Consider the following 14004-nt stretch of genomic DNA (forward strand, 5'->3'; position numbering starts at 1 on the left):
TGTTATTTAGGTTGTTCTAAATAACTGTAAATTGAATTAGGAATCTCTTCTATATTATCCGGCAAATCTTCTTGACGCCGATCCAGATCCGGGCGCCTTTCGCACCGCTCATTTTTGCTTTTTCCGCCTCGCCTGCCTTCCCGGTTTGGTCTATCGTCCCGCGGAATTTCAAAAAGGAGTCGAAAATGACCGATGTACAACAGGTGCTTGCACGCGCCGACCAGAATCTTCCATCGAGCCTTGAAAAGCTGTTCGAGCTTCTGCGCATCCAGTCAATTTCCACCGATCCCGCCTTCAAGGCCGAATGCCGCAAAGCCGCCGAATGGCTGGTCGCCTATCTCAAGGAGCTCGGCTTCGATGCTTCGGTGCGTGACACACCCGGCCATCCGATGGTCGTCGCCCACCATGCCGGCGCTTCCGCCGATGCGCCGCACGTTCTTTTCTACGGCCATTACGACGTTCAGCCGGTCGATCCGATCGAACTCTGGGAAAACGATCCCTTCGAGCCGTCGATCAAGGATGTCGGCGAGGGCCGCAAGATCCTGACCGGCCGCGGCACATCGGACGACAAGGGCCAGTTGATGACCTTCGTCGAGGCCTGCCGCGCCTATAAGGAGATCAACGGCGCGCTTCCCTGCCGCATCACCATTCTCTTCGAGGGCGAGGAGGAATCCGGCTCGCCGTCGCTCAAGCCCTTCCTCGAAGCCAATGCCGCCGAACTCAAGGCCGATTATGCGCTGGTCTGCGATACCGGCATGTGGGACCGCGACACGCCGGCGATCGCCGCCGCGCTGCGCGGCCTCGTCGGCGAGGAAGTGGTCGTGACGGCTGCCGACCGCGACCTGCATTCCGGCCTCTTCGGCGGTGCTGCGGCAAATCCGATCCATATTCTCGTCGAGGCCCTCGCCGGCCTGCATGACGAGACGGGCCGCATCACGCTCGACGGCTTCTACGACGGCGTCGAAGAAACGCCCGACAACATCAAGGCGTCGTGGGAGACGCTCGGCAAGACGGCGGAGAGCTTTCTCGGCGAAGTCGGCCTTTCCATTCCATCCGGTGAAAAGGGCCGCTCGGTATTGGAACTCACCTGGGCGCGGCCGACCGCGGAGGTCAACGGCATCTGGGGCGGCTATACCGGCGAAGGCTTCAAGACGGTGATCGCCGCCAAGGCTTCGGCGAAGGTTTCGTTCCGCCTCGTCGGCACGCAGGACCCAGCCGCCATCCGCGAGGCCTTCCGCGCCTATATCAGCTCGAAGATCCCCGCCGACTGCTCGGTCGAATTCCATCCGCACGGCGGCTCGCCGGCGATCCATCTTTCCTATGATTCGCCTGTCCTGACCAAGGCGAAGAGCGCGCTTTCCGACGAGTGGCCGAAGCCCGCCATCGTCATCGGCATGGGCGGCTCGATCCCGATCGTCGGGGATTTCCAGAAGCTGCTCGGCATGGAATCGCTGCTCGTCGGTTTCGGCCTCAGCGATGACCGCATCCACTCGCCGAACGAAAAATACGAGCTCGTCTCCTACCACAAGGGCATCCGCTCCTGGGTGCGGATCCTTGAGGCGCTTGCCGCCTAAGTGAGGCCAGCTAAATCGCAGACAACAAAAAGGCCGGTTCGACCCGGCCTTTCGTCATCCGCCCGTCTCAGTGCCAGTTCATCCGTGGTCAAGGAGCAAGCGGGTATTTGCAGCCAGACTGCCCCCGAAAGGTTAACAAATCGTTAACGGCACTTCAGACGTGGGGATCGCCCGGCGCATTGTCCGCCGTTCAAGCTGCGTTCATCGAGCCCTAGGTATAAGCCATTGAAAGAAAAGGTGAATGAAGACGCCGCGAGCGTGTGCGGGCGGTGGCCTTTTCTTTCGTTTCAAATGGCCTATGGCCGGCAAATGCAGTCAGGCGCTGCCCGAAAGCGCCTGCGAGGAGTGAGAAAAGCGTGAAAAATCTGTTTGCTAAAATCGCCGTGGCCGGCCTGTTCGTGCTGGCTCCCGTCATCGCGCAGGCGGCCGAGGGCTATTCGACGGCGAACGTCAACATGCGGGCGGGTCCGAGTACCCGATATCCTGCCGTCGCAGTCATACCCGCCGGCTCCTCGGTCGAAATTCGCGGGTGCCTTTCTGAAGTCAACTGGTGCGACGTCGAATTCTATGGCGGCCGCGGCTGGGTCTCCGGCCAATATGTGCAGGCCCTCTATCAGCAGCGCCGGATCTATGTCGGTCCGCAATATTACCGTCCGCTCGGCATCCCCGTCATCCGCTTCAGTGTCGACAACTACTGGGACCGTTACTATCGCAACCGCGATTTCTATCGCGAGCGTGACCGGTGGAGCCGCGGTCCGGATTATTATTATCGCGACCGCGACCGCGACAATCGGGAGCGCGATCGTGACCGAGACAACCGGGACAGAGATCGGGACTGGCGCGACCAGGATCGCAATCGGAACTGGGGCGACGACGCCCGGAGGGGCGATTGGAGAGACCGGGATCGCGGAGATCGGTCGTTCGAAGACTGCCGCCCCGGCGATCCCTCCTGCGACGAATGAACCTGATCGGGGATGGCGGCAGCGCCGTCCCTTTTCGAATCGTGTGCGGCTGAAGCATGTCGCGCAAAAGTGTGCGGCGGTTTTGCGCTCACGACATGCGCAAACCCAAAACCTAAAGTGCGGCAAGCGAATCTGAAAGATCGCGACGCGCTTTGGGCCCTCAAGAAAAAGCCCGGCGACCCCTTGGAGGGGCACACCGGGCCTGATGTCGATCGGCGCGTGTTGAGGGGAGACGGCCGATCATTCGCGGGACGTGAGGGGGTTGTCCCGCTTCCCCATAAACACCCACCAAGACTATTGGTTCCGCCGGCATCGAGAAAAGATGTGCGGTGCAGCGTCATGCGCATGACGGGAGCCGCAACGACAATTTGATGTGAGGGCATCGTGATGCCCTTGTCTTGCGACATCCTTTATTGCACTTTCACGACGTTACGGATTGATCCTCGATCCGTTCGGGGCTGGAGCCTGATGACGCAAGACTACCCGGCTTTTTTCGGGCTTTTCGGCCCTCGGGCAACCGCCAAGGACGTTACCGTCTGGCACAAATATAACCCCATCCTTCCCGTGCGTCTCACCGATGGAGCAAGCCTCAATCCTTCCGGCCAGATCTGGCGGCGTTTCCATTTGGGCCAGTGGGAATATAAGCAGGACCCGGAGACGCCTGACGACTTTGAGGCCCGCCAGTATTGATGGGAAGAGGCGCAATTTCCGCCACTTTATCTTCTTTAACACCCCGTTAAATCGCCGCAATTACAGTTCACTCGGATGATCACGTCGCCCGCAGGTGCGCCGTTGGGCGAAGTTGGGCTTCGCGATCGAACAGGGGATGCGACCGGTCGGCGATGGCAGGCAGAGGCAGATCAGGCGACAGAATCGAACCGTCCTTCAGCGGCCGCCCGGCGCGCGACGATGACGAATTCTCGCTCGATGCCGACGACCGCGTCATCGGCAGCAGATCGACGCGGAGCAAAAGCTCCAAACCTTCACCGCAGCGAGCCGCCCCTCGACGGCGACGTGAGCCGCGCGAGCGCGAAGGCGGCAGCCTTTTCGGCTTCATGCGCCGCGTGATCTACTGGTGCGTCGTGCTGTTCATCTGGGCCGGCATCGGCGTCGCCGGGCTCGTGCTCTATTACGGTTCGCGCATGCCGAGCGCCAGCACATGGGCGATCCCGGAACGGCCGCCGAACGTCAAGATCACCGCCGTCGACGGCAGCGTCATCGCCAACCGCGGCGCCACCGGCGGCGAAGCGCTGTCGCTCGAAAACATGTCGCCCTATATTCCGGAAGCCGTCATCGCCATCGAGGACCGGCGTTTCTATTCGCATTTCGGCGTTGATCCGCTCGGTCTCGGCCGAGCGATCGTGACCAACTTCACGGCCGGCCATATGGTGCAGGGCGGCTCGACGCTGACGCAGCAGCTTGCCAAGAACCTCTTCCTCTCTCCCGAGAGAACGCTGGAACGCAAGGTGCAGGAGGTGCTGCTCGCGCTCTGGCTGGAGCAGAAATACACCAAGGACCAGATCCTTGCGATGTATCTCAACCGCGTGTTCTTCGGATCGAACGCCTATGGCGTCGAGGCGGCGTCCCGCCGCTACTTCAACAAATCGGCGCGTGACGTGAACCTCGGCGAGGCAGCTGTGCTGGCCGGCCTGCTCAAGGCGCCGTCGCGACTTTCGCCGGCCCGCGATGCGGACGCGGCGAATGCGCGCGCCCAGCTCGTGCTCGCAGCGATGCGCGAGCAGGGCTTCATCACCGATTCCGAGGTCAAGACCGCGATGTCGCAGACCCCGGCTTCGGCCAAGAGCTACTGGTCGGGCGCCGGCCACTATGTCGCCGACATGGTAATGGACCAATTGCCGGGCCTGATCGGCGACGTCAAGGAAGACGTCATCGTCGATACCACCATCGACAAGTCGCTGGAAAAGAAGGCCGAGCAATCGCTGGTCGACGTGCTCGACAAGGAGGGTGGCAAGCTCGATGCCTCGCAGGCAGCGCTCGTGTCGATCGACGGCACCGGCGCAATCCGCGCGCTCGTCGGCGGCAGGGATTATGCGGCGAGCCAGTTCAATCGCGCCGTCAAGGCGAAGCGCCAGCCGGGTTCCTCGTTCAAGCCCTTCGTCTATGCCGCGGCACTGGAAAAAGGGCTGACGCCTTTTTCGGTGTTCAACGATGCGCCGATCCGCATCGGCGACTGGACGCCCGAGAATTACGAGAAGAAATACAATGGCGAAGTCACGCTTGCGACCGCACTCGCCAAGTCGCTGAACACGGTCGCCGCGCAGCTGGTGATGTATGACGGGCCGGATCAGGTGATCAAGCTCGCCCACCGGCTCGGCATCGAAAGCGAGCTGCAGCCGAACGCTTCGATTGCGCTCGGCACGTCAGAGGTCTCGCTGATGGAGCTCACCGCCTCCTACGCCGCCTTCATGAACGGCGGCTACAAGGCGACGCCGCACGTCATCCGGCGGGTGACGACCGCAGAAGGCAAGGTTCTCTACGAAAATACCTATGACAGCCCGCCGCGGGTGCTCTCCGAGCAGATCGCCGCCGAAATGGATGCGATGATGATGGGCGTCATCGACAACGGCACCGGCAAGAGCGCCAAGATTCCCGGCTGGCAGGCGGCCGGCAAGACCGGCACGACGCAGAATTCGCGCGACGCGCTTTTCGTCGGCTTCACCAGCAACCTCACGACGGGCGTCTGGTTCGGCAATGACGACGGCAAGCCGATGAAGAAGGTGACCGGCGGCGGCCTTCCGGCCAAGGCCTGGAAGGAATTCATGGTCGCCGCCCACAAGGGTCTTTCGCCGGCTCCGCTCTTCGGCAACGGCCAATTGGTCGCCGATCCGAACAGCGGCCAGCCGATGGCGCAGGCGGCCCCCGACGGCGGGCAGCCGGTCACGGCAGAAGAGCCGTCGTCAACGACGATCGGCGGCATCATTTCCGGCGTCTTCGGCGGCGACGAAAGTGCCACCCGCTACCCGCAGGCGCCCGTCCGGCAGCAAACCGCGCCGTCAGGAAACGGTCCGATTCCGCCTGCCGACGTTGCCGAAGGCGATGGGGCCGGCTATGGAAACGTCGTACCGCCCGGCGATGTCGGGACGCCGCAGACGACCTCTTCCGTGCAGCCGCGGCGCACGACCCTGCTCGATCTGATCATGGGCCAGTGAGATCCCAGTGAGATCATTGCGGCATCCCCGTGACACGCTGAGGAGAGCTCTTTCCCGGCTGTCGTCAAAATTGAATGCAACACATTCGTTTTGCTGGATTCCGGGGCATTTCTCGCCTTGCAGTCCAGAAAACCGCTCCTTATATACGCCGCATCACCGCAATCACGATTGCGTAATCTCAAGTAGACCCATCCCGTAAGGGGCTGTCAGGGAAATGCCTTCTCGGGGTTCCGACAGCTTGCTTCAAGGAGAGAATGACATGGCAAAAGTAATTGGTATCGACCTTGGAACGACGAATTCCTGCGTCGCAGTCATGGACGGCAAGGACGCGAAGGTCATCGAGAATGCGGAAGGTGCGCGCACGACCCCTTCCATGGTGGCTTTTTCCGATGACGGCGAGCGCCTCGTCGGACAGCCGGCCAAGCGCCAGGCGGTCACCAACCCGACGAACACGCTCTTTGCGGTGAAGCGCCTGATCGGCCGCCGCTACGAAGACCCGACCGTCGAGAAGGACAAGCATCTCGTTCCCTTCACCATCGTCAAGGGCGACAATGGCGACGCCTGGGTCGAAGCCAATGGCAAGGGCTACTCACCCGCACAGATTTCCGCGATGATCCTTCAGAAGATGAAGGAAACCGCCGAATCCTATCTCGGCGAAAAGGTCGAAAAGGCCGTCATCACCGTTCCCGCCTACTTCAACGACGCGCAGCGCCAGGCAACCAAGGATGCCGGCCGCATCGCCGGCCTTGAAGTGCTGCGCATCATCAACGAACCGACCGCTGCCGCTCTCGCCTACGGCCTCGACAAGAAGGACGGCAAGACGATCGCCGTCTACGACCTTGGCGGCGGCACCTTCGATATTTCGATCCTCGAGATCGGCGACGGCGTCTTCGAAGTGAAGTCCACCAACGGCGATACCTTCCTCGGCGGTGAAGACTTCGACATGCGTCTCGTCGAATATCTCGTTGCCGAGTTCAAGAAGGACAACGGCATCGACCTGAAGAACGACAAGCTCGCCCTGCAGCGCCTCAAGGAAGCTGCCGAAAAGGCAAAGATCGAGCTGTCCTCTTCGCAGCAGACCGAAATCAACCTGCCGTTCATCACGGCCGACGCCTCCGGCCCGAAGCACCTGACGCTGAAGCTGACCCGCGCCAAGCTCGAAAGCCTGGTCGACGATCTCGTCCAGCGCACGATCGCGCCGTGCAAGGCTGCTCTCAAGGATGCCGGCGTCACCGCTGCCGAAATCGACGAAGTGGTTCTCGTCGGCGGCATGAGCCGCATGCCGAAGGTTCAGGAAGTCGTCAAGCAGCTGTTCGGCAAGGAGCCGCACAAGGGTGTCAACCCGGATGAAGTCGTCGCTCTCGGCGCCGCCATCCAGGCCGGCGTTCTCCAGGGCGACGTCAAGGACGTTCTGCTTCTCGACGTAACCCCGCTGTCGCTCGGCATCGAGACCCTCGGCGGCGTCTTCACCCGCCTGATCGAGCGCAACACGACGATCCCGACGAAGAAGAGCCAGACCTTCTCGACCGCGGAAGACAACCAGCAGGCCGTCACCATCCGCGTCTCGCAGGGCGAGCGCGAAATGGCTGCCGACAACAAGCTGCTCGGCCAGTTCGACCTCGTCGGCCTGCCGCCGTCGCCGCGCGGTGTTCCGCAGATCGAAGTCACCTTCGACATCGACGCCAACGGCATCGTGCAGGTTTCGGCCAAGGACAAGGGCACCGGCAAGGAACAGCAGATCCGCATCCAGGCTTCCGGCGGCCTCTCCGACGCCGACATCGAGAAGATGGTGAAGGATGCCGAGTCCCACGCTGCCGAAGACAAGAAGCGGCGCGAGGGCGTGGAGGCCAAGAACCAGGCCGAAAGCCTGATCCACTCCACGGAAAAGTCGCTCAAGGATTACGGCGACAAGGTTTCCGAAGCCGACCGTACCGCGATTTCCGATGCGATTGCCGCTCTGAAGTCCGCAACGGAGGCAACCGAAGCCGATGCCGAAGACATCAAGGCCAAGACCCAGACCCTGATGGAAGTGTCGATGAAGCTCGGCCAGGCGATCTATGAAGCACAGCAGGCCGAAGGCGGCGCTGCTGCCGATGCCTCGGCGGAAGACGGCGACAATGTCGTCGATGCCGACTACGAGGAAATCAAGGACGACGACCGCAAGAAGTCCGCGTAATCCGCGACGGCGTGGTTATGCTTCAACACCTGATCCGGCTGCTCACCATGGCAGCCGGAAATCCATTTCCGGGGTTTAATCCTTAATGGCAAAAGCGGACTTTTACGAAACTCTGGGTGTAGCCAAGTCGGCGGACGAGAAAGAGCTGAAAAGCGCCTTCCGCAAACTGGCGATGAAATACCATCCGGACAAGAACCCGGATGACAAGGACGCCGAACGGAAGTTCAAGGAAATCAACGAAGCCTACGAGATGCTCAAGGACCCGCAGAAGCGGGCGGCCTATGATCGTTACGGCCATGCGGCCTTCGAACATGGCGGCATGGGCGGCGGTGGCGGCGGATTTGCCGGCGGCGGCTTCTCGGATATCTTCGAGGATATTTTCGGCGAGATGATGGGCGGCGGGCGTGCACGCCAGCGCTCGTCGGGCGGGCGCGAACGCGGCGCCGATCTCCGCTACAACATGGAAATCACGCTGGAAGAGGCTTTCTCCGGCAAGACGGCGCAGATCCGCGTTCCCACCTCGATCACCTGTGACGTCTGTTCGGGTTCGGGCGCCAAGCCCGGCACGCAGCCGAAGAACTGCGGCACCTGCCAGGGAACGGGGCGCGTGCGCGCCGCACAGGGCTTCTTCTCGATCGAGCGGACCTGCCCGACCTGCCACGGCCGCGGCCAGATCATTCCCGATCCCTGCCAGAAGTGCCACGGCCAGGGCCGGGTGACGGAAGAGCGTTCGCTCTCGGTCAACATTCCTGCCGGCATCGAGGACGGCACGCGCATCCGCCTGCAGGGCGAAGGCGAGGCCGGCACTCGCGGCGGGCCGGCGGGCGACCTCTATATCTTCCTGTCGGTGAAGCCGCACGAATTCTACCAGCGCGACGGGGCCGATCTCTATTGCGCGGTACCGATCTCGATGACGACGGCCGCGCTCGGCGGGACCTTCGACGTGGCGACACTCGACGGCACCAAGTCGCGCGTGAGCGTTCCGGAAGGCACGCAGGCGGGCAAGCAGTTCCGCCTCAAGAGCAAGGGCATGCCGGTGCTGCGTTCGGCGCAGACGGGCGACCTCTACATCCAGATCCAGATCGAGACGCCGCAAAAACTGACGAAGCGCCAGCGCGAATTGCTGCAGGAATTCGAGCAGATCTCCTCCAAGGAGAACAATCCGGAATCGACGGGCTTCTTTGCCCGGATGAAGGAATTCTTCGAAGGCTGAGCCGCCGATCGATACGCAATCGCGAAAGCCGGGGACGGGAACGTCTCCGGCTTTTTTGTTTCCCGAGTCCCAATCTGCGACACTTCCCGTCCGCACCGGGCAATTTGTCCCAGATCGACACGGCGGCAGGACGGAACACGACTTGCGTTAACGCAGCCAGATGATGCCGCTTGCAAGTTTTCCAAATGAATTCAGTCTCTGCGGTCAGCGAATAATCCCCAAAACCGGAATCGATATCGGCAAGGATCAGGCGCCAATTCAAAGTGACAGAGCGCCGTTAGCGCGTCCCGACGGACGCGCCGCGCTCAAGCGGAAACAACCAAGATAGGGGTAACTACCATGGCGCCAGCCTTTTCCTCTCAGTCCGAAGATGTCGACGTTCTCGCCGGCGCCATCTATACATGGTGCGCCGAGCGCAACATCAAGCTTCGCAGCCAGCAGGGCCTTTCCATCGCCAGCATCGCGATCGACCTCTATCATGCCGGCCATCAGACGCAGGACGATCTGCTGACGGCGCTGCATGGGTGCGAGATTCACTAAAGCGCGTCGCGATCTTTCAGATTCGCTCCTTGCGCTTTAGGTCTTTGTTTTTAAGCATGTCGTTATCGCAAAACCGCCGCACACTTTTGCGCGACATGCTCTAAACCGTGTCGTGATCTTTATAGCCGCTCCGGCGCAGTCAGGCGGCGCTTTCGACCGCTTCGCCGGTCATCAGCGTGAGGATGGTCTTGACCGCTTCCTTGCCTGCGGCCGAATTCAACTTGTCGTAGCTCAGCGCGAGAGCATAGGCATCGGGGCTGAGTTCGATACGGCCGCCGAATTCCGATATGCCCGTTCCCTCGAAGAGAGCGGAGATCTCGACACTGAGGAAAACCGCAATCTGATGCAGTTTGCTGGCGGAAACCCGGTTCGTTCCTTTTTCATATTTCTGGATCTGCTGGAAAGTCAGTCCGAGTGCTTCCCCGAGTTCGAGCTGGGAAACACGACGAATGGCGCGAAGCTGTCTGATGTTGCGACCAACGATGATATCGACCGGATCTGGCACTTCACCACTCTCTATACATGAACCTTTTGTTCACCATATCGTTTTTGCAAGATAACTCAACCCGGAAGTTGCAAAATTCAACCGACTTTTTCTGGACTTTACGTTACGTCAGCCGTCTCGGGCGAATGCGCCAAAACTCCTGATATCAAGGCGCGCAGGCCGTAACCATCGCCGCCGGGTGCATCGACCTGGCGCCGCGGGCTCATATCCTCTCAGGTTGTATTTTTTTGGGAAATTGGGACGCGGCGGATGGGCAAGCTAGGCCGGCGAAGCGGCGAGCCTTGCCATCGGCGCCGCTTCGGCTTAGCTGTCACGCTTAACGATTCCGGACATCCGATGCCGCACAAGGTTTCCCTTTCCCGTCTAAAGCTGAGCAACTTCCGCAATTATGCGGCGGCATCGCTTGCGCTTGACGGCCGCCATGTCGTGCTGACGGGAGACAATGGCGCCGGCAAGACCAATCTGATGGAGGCGGTCTCGCTGCTTTCACCCGGCCGCGGCCTGCGCCGTGCGGCCTATGGCGATATTACCCGCGTCGGCGCGGCCGGCGGCTTTTCGATCTTCGCCGCGCTCGACGGCATGGAGGGCGAAGTCGAGATCGGCACCGGCATCGAAACAGGCGAGGAGACCACCGCCCGCAGGCTGCGCATCAACGGCACGCCGGCAAAGACCGCCGACGAGCTGACCGACCATCTGCGCCTTCTCTGGCTGACGCCGGCGATGGATGGGCTCTTCACCGGCGCCTCCTCAGACCGGCGCCGCTTTCTCGACCGGCTGGTGCTGTCGCTCGATCCCGCCCACGGCCGGCGCGCCAGCGATTTCGAGCGCGCCATGCGCAGCCGCAACAAATTGCTCGACGAAGGCCGCTTCGATCCGTCCTGGCTTGCAGGCATCGAGGAGCAGATGGCGAGCCTCGGCATCGCCATGGCGCTCGCCCGGCAGGAGATGCTCGGCCTCCTGACCCGGCTCATCGAAGAAACGCTGGAGAGCTCGCCCTTCCCTTCAGCCTCGCTGCAGCTCTCGGGCTTCATGGACGGTCAGTTCTCGCGTCCCTCGGTCGACCTCGAGGACGATTACGCGGCGATGCTTGCCGAGAGCCGTTACCGCGACGCCGGCGCAGGGCGCACGCTCGAAGGGCCGCACCGGGCCGATCTCATCGTCCACCACCGCGAAAAGGCGATGGAGGCGGAGCGGTGTTCCACCGGCGAGCAGAAAGCGCTGCTTGTCGGCCTCGTGCTTGCGCATGCGCGGCTCGTCGGCAATCTCACCGGCCATGCGCCGATCCTGTTGCTCGACGAGATCGCAGCCCATCTCGACGAGGGGCGCCGGGCCGCGCTGTTCGACCTCATCGACGGGCTCGGCGGCCAAGCCTTCATGACCGGCACGGATCGCGCGATGTTTTCGGCACTCGGCGACAGGGCGCAGGTCTTCACCGTGGCCGACGGAAGGGTGTTCGAATGAGCGGGACGGCATTTCCGGGCATCGGGGGCCATGATACGATCGGCGCCATGGAACCGCTCAGCCCTGATGAAATCGCCCGCTATCACCGCCATATCCTGCTCCCCGAGATCGGCGGCGCGGGCCAGCAGAAGCTCAAAGCCGCCCGCATACTGGTGATCGGCGCCGGCGGGCTCGGTGCGCCGATCCTGCAATATCTGGCCGCGGCTGGCATCGGCACGCTCGGCATCGTCGACGACGACAGGGTGTCGCTCTCGAACCTGCAGCGCCAGGTGATCCATGATTCCGGCACGATCGGCGAACTGAAGACGGAGAGCGCAGCGCTTGCCATCGCCAGGCTCAACCCGCATGTCCGGCTCATCCGCTTCGAGGAACGCTTCTCGCGGGAAATCGCCCGCCGCCAACTGTCCGGCTTCGATCTCCTGATCGACGGTTCCGACAATTTCGACACGCGTTATGCCGCGGCCGATGCGGCGGAGGAAGCCCATATCCCGCTCGTCACCGGCGCTGTCGGCCGTTTCGACGGTTCGCTGACGGTTCTGAAACCTTATGAGACGGCCGAGGACGGGACCCTCAACCCGAGTTACCGCGACCTGTTTCCCGAAGCCCCTCCAGCGGGTCTGATCCCCAGCTGCGCCGAAGCCGGCATCATCGGCGCGCTTACCGGCGTCATCGGGACGATGATGGCGATGGAGGCAATCAAGCTCGTTACCGGCGCCGGCGAACCGCTGATCGGGCGACTGCTGCTTTACGACGCACTCTCGGCCCGTTTCGAAACCGTGCGCTATAAGCGCCGCCGCGCAAGGCAGGCTGAATGAGGATTATCCGCCTCGATCCGAGTTTCACGTGCTGGGACGAACTGCTCGCCCTCATCCTGACCGCCTTCGCTTCGATGAACGGCCGGATCGATCCCCCGTCATCGGCGCTCAGCCTGACGGCGGAGACGCTGGCCGCAAAGGCTGAGGCCGAGATCGGCCATGTCGCCATCGAGGAGGGAAAGCTGACCGGCTGCCTGTTCCTGCGGCCGGAGGCCGATTGCCTCTATGTCGGCAAGCTCGCCGTTCTCCCCGCAGTGCAAGGCAAGGGCCTCGGCAGGCGGCTGCTTGCAATCGCCGAGGAGACCGCTGCAGGGCTCGGCCTTACCGCCTTGCGGCTGGAGACACGCATCGAACTTATCGACAATCACGCCGTCTTTACCGCCTGGGGATTTTCCAGAACCGCCGAGAAGGCGCATCCCGGTTTTGCCAGGACGACCTTCATCGAGATGCGGAAGAACCTCGCTCGCTGACGCGCGTCAACGGCCCGGCAGCACCCGGTTCGGCGGTCTATGGCCGTCGATGAAGGTGCGGATATTGATGATGACCTTGTCGCCCATGTCGATCCGGCCTTCGATCGTCGCCGAGCTCATATGCGGCAGCAGCACGACCTTGCCCTCGTTGGCGAGCTTGATGAGCTTCGGATTGACGGCAGGCTCGTTTTCGAAGACGTCGAGGCCGGCGCCGGCGATCTTGCCCTCCCTCAGGCACTTGATCAGCGCGGCTTCATCGACCACGTCGCCGCGAGCGGTGTTGACGATATAGGCCGTCGGCTGCAGCAGCGCCAGGCGGCGCGCCGAGATCAGGTGGAAGGTCGCCGGCGTCGACGGGCAGTTGACGGAAACGATGTCGACGCGGGCGAGCATTTGGTCGAGGCTTTCCCAATAGGTCGCCTCAAGCTCGTCCTCGACCGCCGGATTGACGCGTTTGCGGTTGTGATAATGGATCGAAAGACCGAAGGCCTTGGCGCGGCGGGCGACCGCCGTGCCGATGCGCCCCATGCCGACGATGCCGATGCGTTTGCCGTGAATGCGCCGGCCGAGCATCCAGGTGGGAGACCAGCCGGCCCATTCGCCCGGCTTGTCGGTCAGCACGCGCGCACCTTCGCCGAGCCTGCGCGGCACCGCGAGAATGAGCGCCATCGTCATGTCGGCCGTGTCTTCGGTCAAGACGTTCGGCGTGTTGGTGACGGTGATGCCTTTGCGCGCCGCCGCCTCGACATCGATATGGTCGGTGCCGTTGGAGAAGCTGGCAATCAGCTTCATCTGCGGCCCCGCCTCTTCGATCAGCGCCGCGTCGATGCGGTCGGTGACGGTCGGCACCAGCACGTCGGCCGTCCTGACGGCGGCGATCAGCTCGGGAACGGAACGCGGCGTATCGTCGATGTTCAGCTCGGCGTCGAAGAGCTCGCGCATGCGGGTTTCGACGGCATCCGGCAGCTTGCGGGTGATGTAGACCTTCGGTTTTTTCTTCGCTGTCATGGCTGCCCGTCGTGCCTTGTTCAGAGGTCTTTAACCAAGAAAGGGGATAACTTTCCCATTCCGGGCATTTTCTACCAGACCCGCACGCGAAGACAAACAAAACTCGTGGT

Annotated in this window: 12 protein-coding genes; 10 read left to right on the forward strand and 2 right to left on the reverse strand. The window is 62.2% G+C overall.

Annotated features, from left to right (window positions below):
• Nucleotides 1-185 precede the first annotated feature (185 nt).
• From QD408_RS02075 to QD408_RS02105, 7 genes are all read left to right on the forward strand, one after another.
• A complete protein-coding gene (locus QD408_RS02075; RefSeq protein WP_088684594.1) occupies nucleotides 186-1574 on the forward strand; it encodes a dipeptidase in 1389 nt (462 codons plus the stop codon).
• Between the two features lie 356 nt (nucleotides 1575-1930).
• Nucleotides 1931-2536 carry an SH3 domain-containing protein gene (locus QD408_RS02080; protein ID WP_414138179.1) on the forward strand — a complete coding sequence of 202 codons (606 nt, stop codon included), beginning with the start codon at nucleotides 1931-1933 and terminating at the stop codon, nucleotides 2534-2536.
• 468 nt (nucleotides 2537-3004) lie between these two features.
• Nucleotides 3005-3226: a hypothetical protein gene (locus QD408_RS02085; RefSeq protein ID WP_414138180.1), complete on the forward strand. Its 222-nt coding sequence runs from the start codon at nucleotides 3005-3007 to the stop codon at nucleotides 3224-3226.
• Nucleotides 3227-3378: 152 nt separating this feature from the next.
• Nucleotides 3379-5706 (forward strand): transglycosylase domain-containing protein, encoded by a 2328-nt coding sequence (locus tag QD408_RS02090; RefSeq protein WP_414138181.1) that lies wholly within the window; start codon nucleotides 3379-3381, stop codon nucleotides 5704-5706.
• 259 nt (nucleotides 5707-5965) lie between these two features.
• Nucleotides 5966-7882 (forward strand): molecular chaperone DnaK, encoded by a 1917-nt coding sequence (gene dnaK, locus QD408_RS02095; protein WP_088683895.1) that lies wholly within the window; start codon nucleotides 5966-5968, stop codon nucleotides 7880-7882.
• 85 nt (nucleotides 7883-7967) lie between these two features.
• Complete coding sequence (gene dnaJ / locus QD408_RS02100) at nucleotides 7968-9095, forward strand: molecular chaperone DnaJ (protein ID WP_088683896.1); 1128 nt, start codon at nucleotides 7968-7970, stop codon at nucleotides 9093-9095.
• 339 nt (nucleotides 9096-9434) lie between these two features.
• The gene (locus QD408_RS02105; protein ID WP_085776534.1) at nucleotides 9435-9635 is read left to right on the forward strand and encodes a hypothetical protein; all 201 of its coding nucleotides are present in this window, start codon (nucleotides 9435-9437) and stop codon (nucleotides 9633-9635) included.
• A 139-nt stretch (nucleotides 9636-9774) separates the two neighbouring features.
• Here the strand turns inward: QD408_RS02105 and QD408_RS02110 are convergent, their stop codons facing one another.
• Complete coding sequence (locus tag QD408_RS02110) at nucleotides 9775-10140, reverse strand: helix-turn-helix domain-containing protein (protein ID WP_414138182.1); 366 nt, start codon at nucleotides 10138-10140, stop codon at nucleotides 9775-9777.
• Nucleotides 10141-10476: 336 nt separating this feature from the next.
• On the opposite strand from QD408_RS02110, the gene recF reads away from it, so the two are divergent.
• Genes recF through QD408_RS02125 form a run of 3 tightly spaced genes read left to right on the forward strand, consistent with a single transcriptional unit; the run spans nucleotide 10477 to nucleotide 12886 of the window.
• Nucleotides 10477-11601 carry a DNA replication/repair protein RecF gene (gene recF, locus QD408_RS02115; protein WP_414138183.1) on the forward strand — a complete coding sequence of 375 codons (1125 nt, stop codon included), beginning with the start codon at nucleotides 10477-10479 and terminating at the stop codon, nucleotides 11599-11601.
• Complete coding sequence (locus tag QD408_RS02120) at nucleotides 11598-12416, forward strand: molybdopterin-synthase adenylyltransferase MoeB (RefSeq protein ID WP_414138184.1); 819 nt, start codon at nucleotides 11598-11600, stop codon at nucleotides 12414-12416. Before recF ends, QD408_RS02120 begins: the two co-directional genes overlap by 4 nt.
• Entirely contained in the window at nucleotides 12413-12886 is a 474-nt protein-coding gene (locus QD408_RS02125; RefSeq protein WP_414138185.1) for a GNAT family N-acetyltransferase, read from the forward strand. Before QD408_RS02120 ends, QD408_RS02125 begins: the two co-directional genes overlap by 4 nt.
• Before the next feature lie 6 nt (nucleotides 12887-12892).
• Here the strand turns inward: QD408_RS02125 and QD408_RS02130 are convergent, their stop codons facing one another.
• Nucleotides 12893-13894, reverse strand: coding sequence for a 2-hydroxyacid dehydrogenase (locus QD408_RS02130; RefSeq protein WP_088683901.1), 1002 nt, complete (start codon nucleotides 13892-13894; stop codon nucleotides 12893-12895).
• Between the last annotated feature and the right edge of the window lie 110 nt (nucleotides 13895-14004).

It is taken from the genome of Rhizobium sp. BR 249 (assembly GCF_047445895.1).
Lineage (GTDB): Bacteria > Pseudomonadota > Alphaproteobacteria > Rhizobiales > Rhizobiaceae > Rhizobium.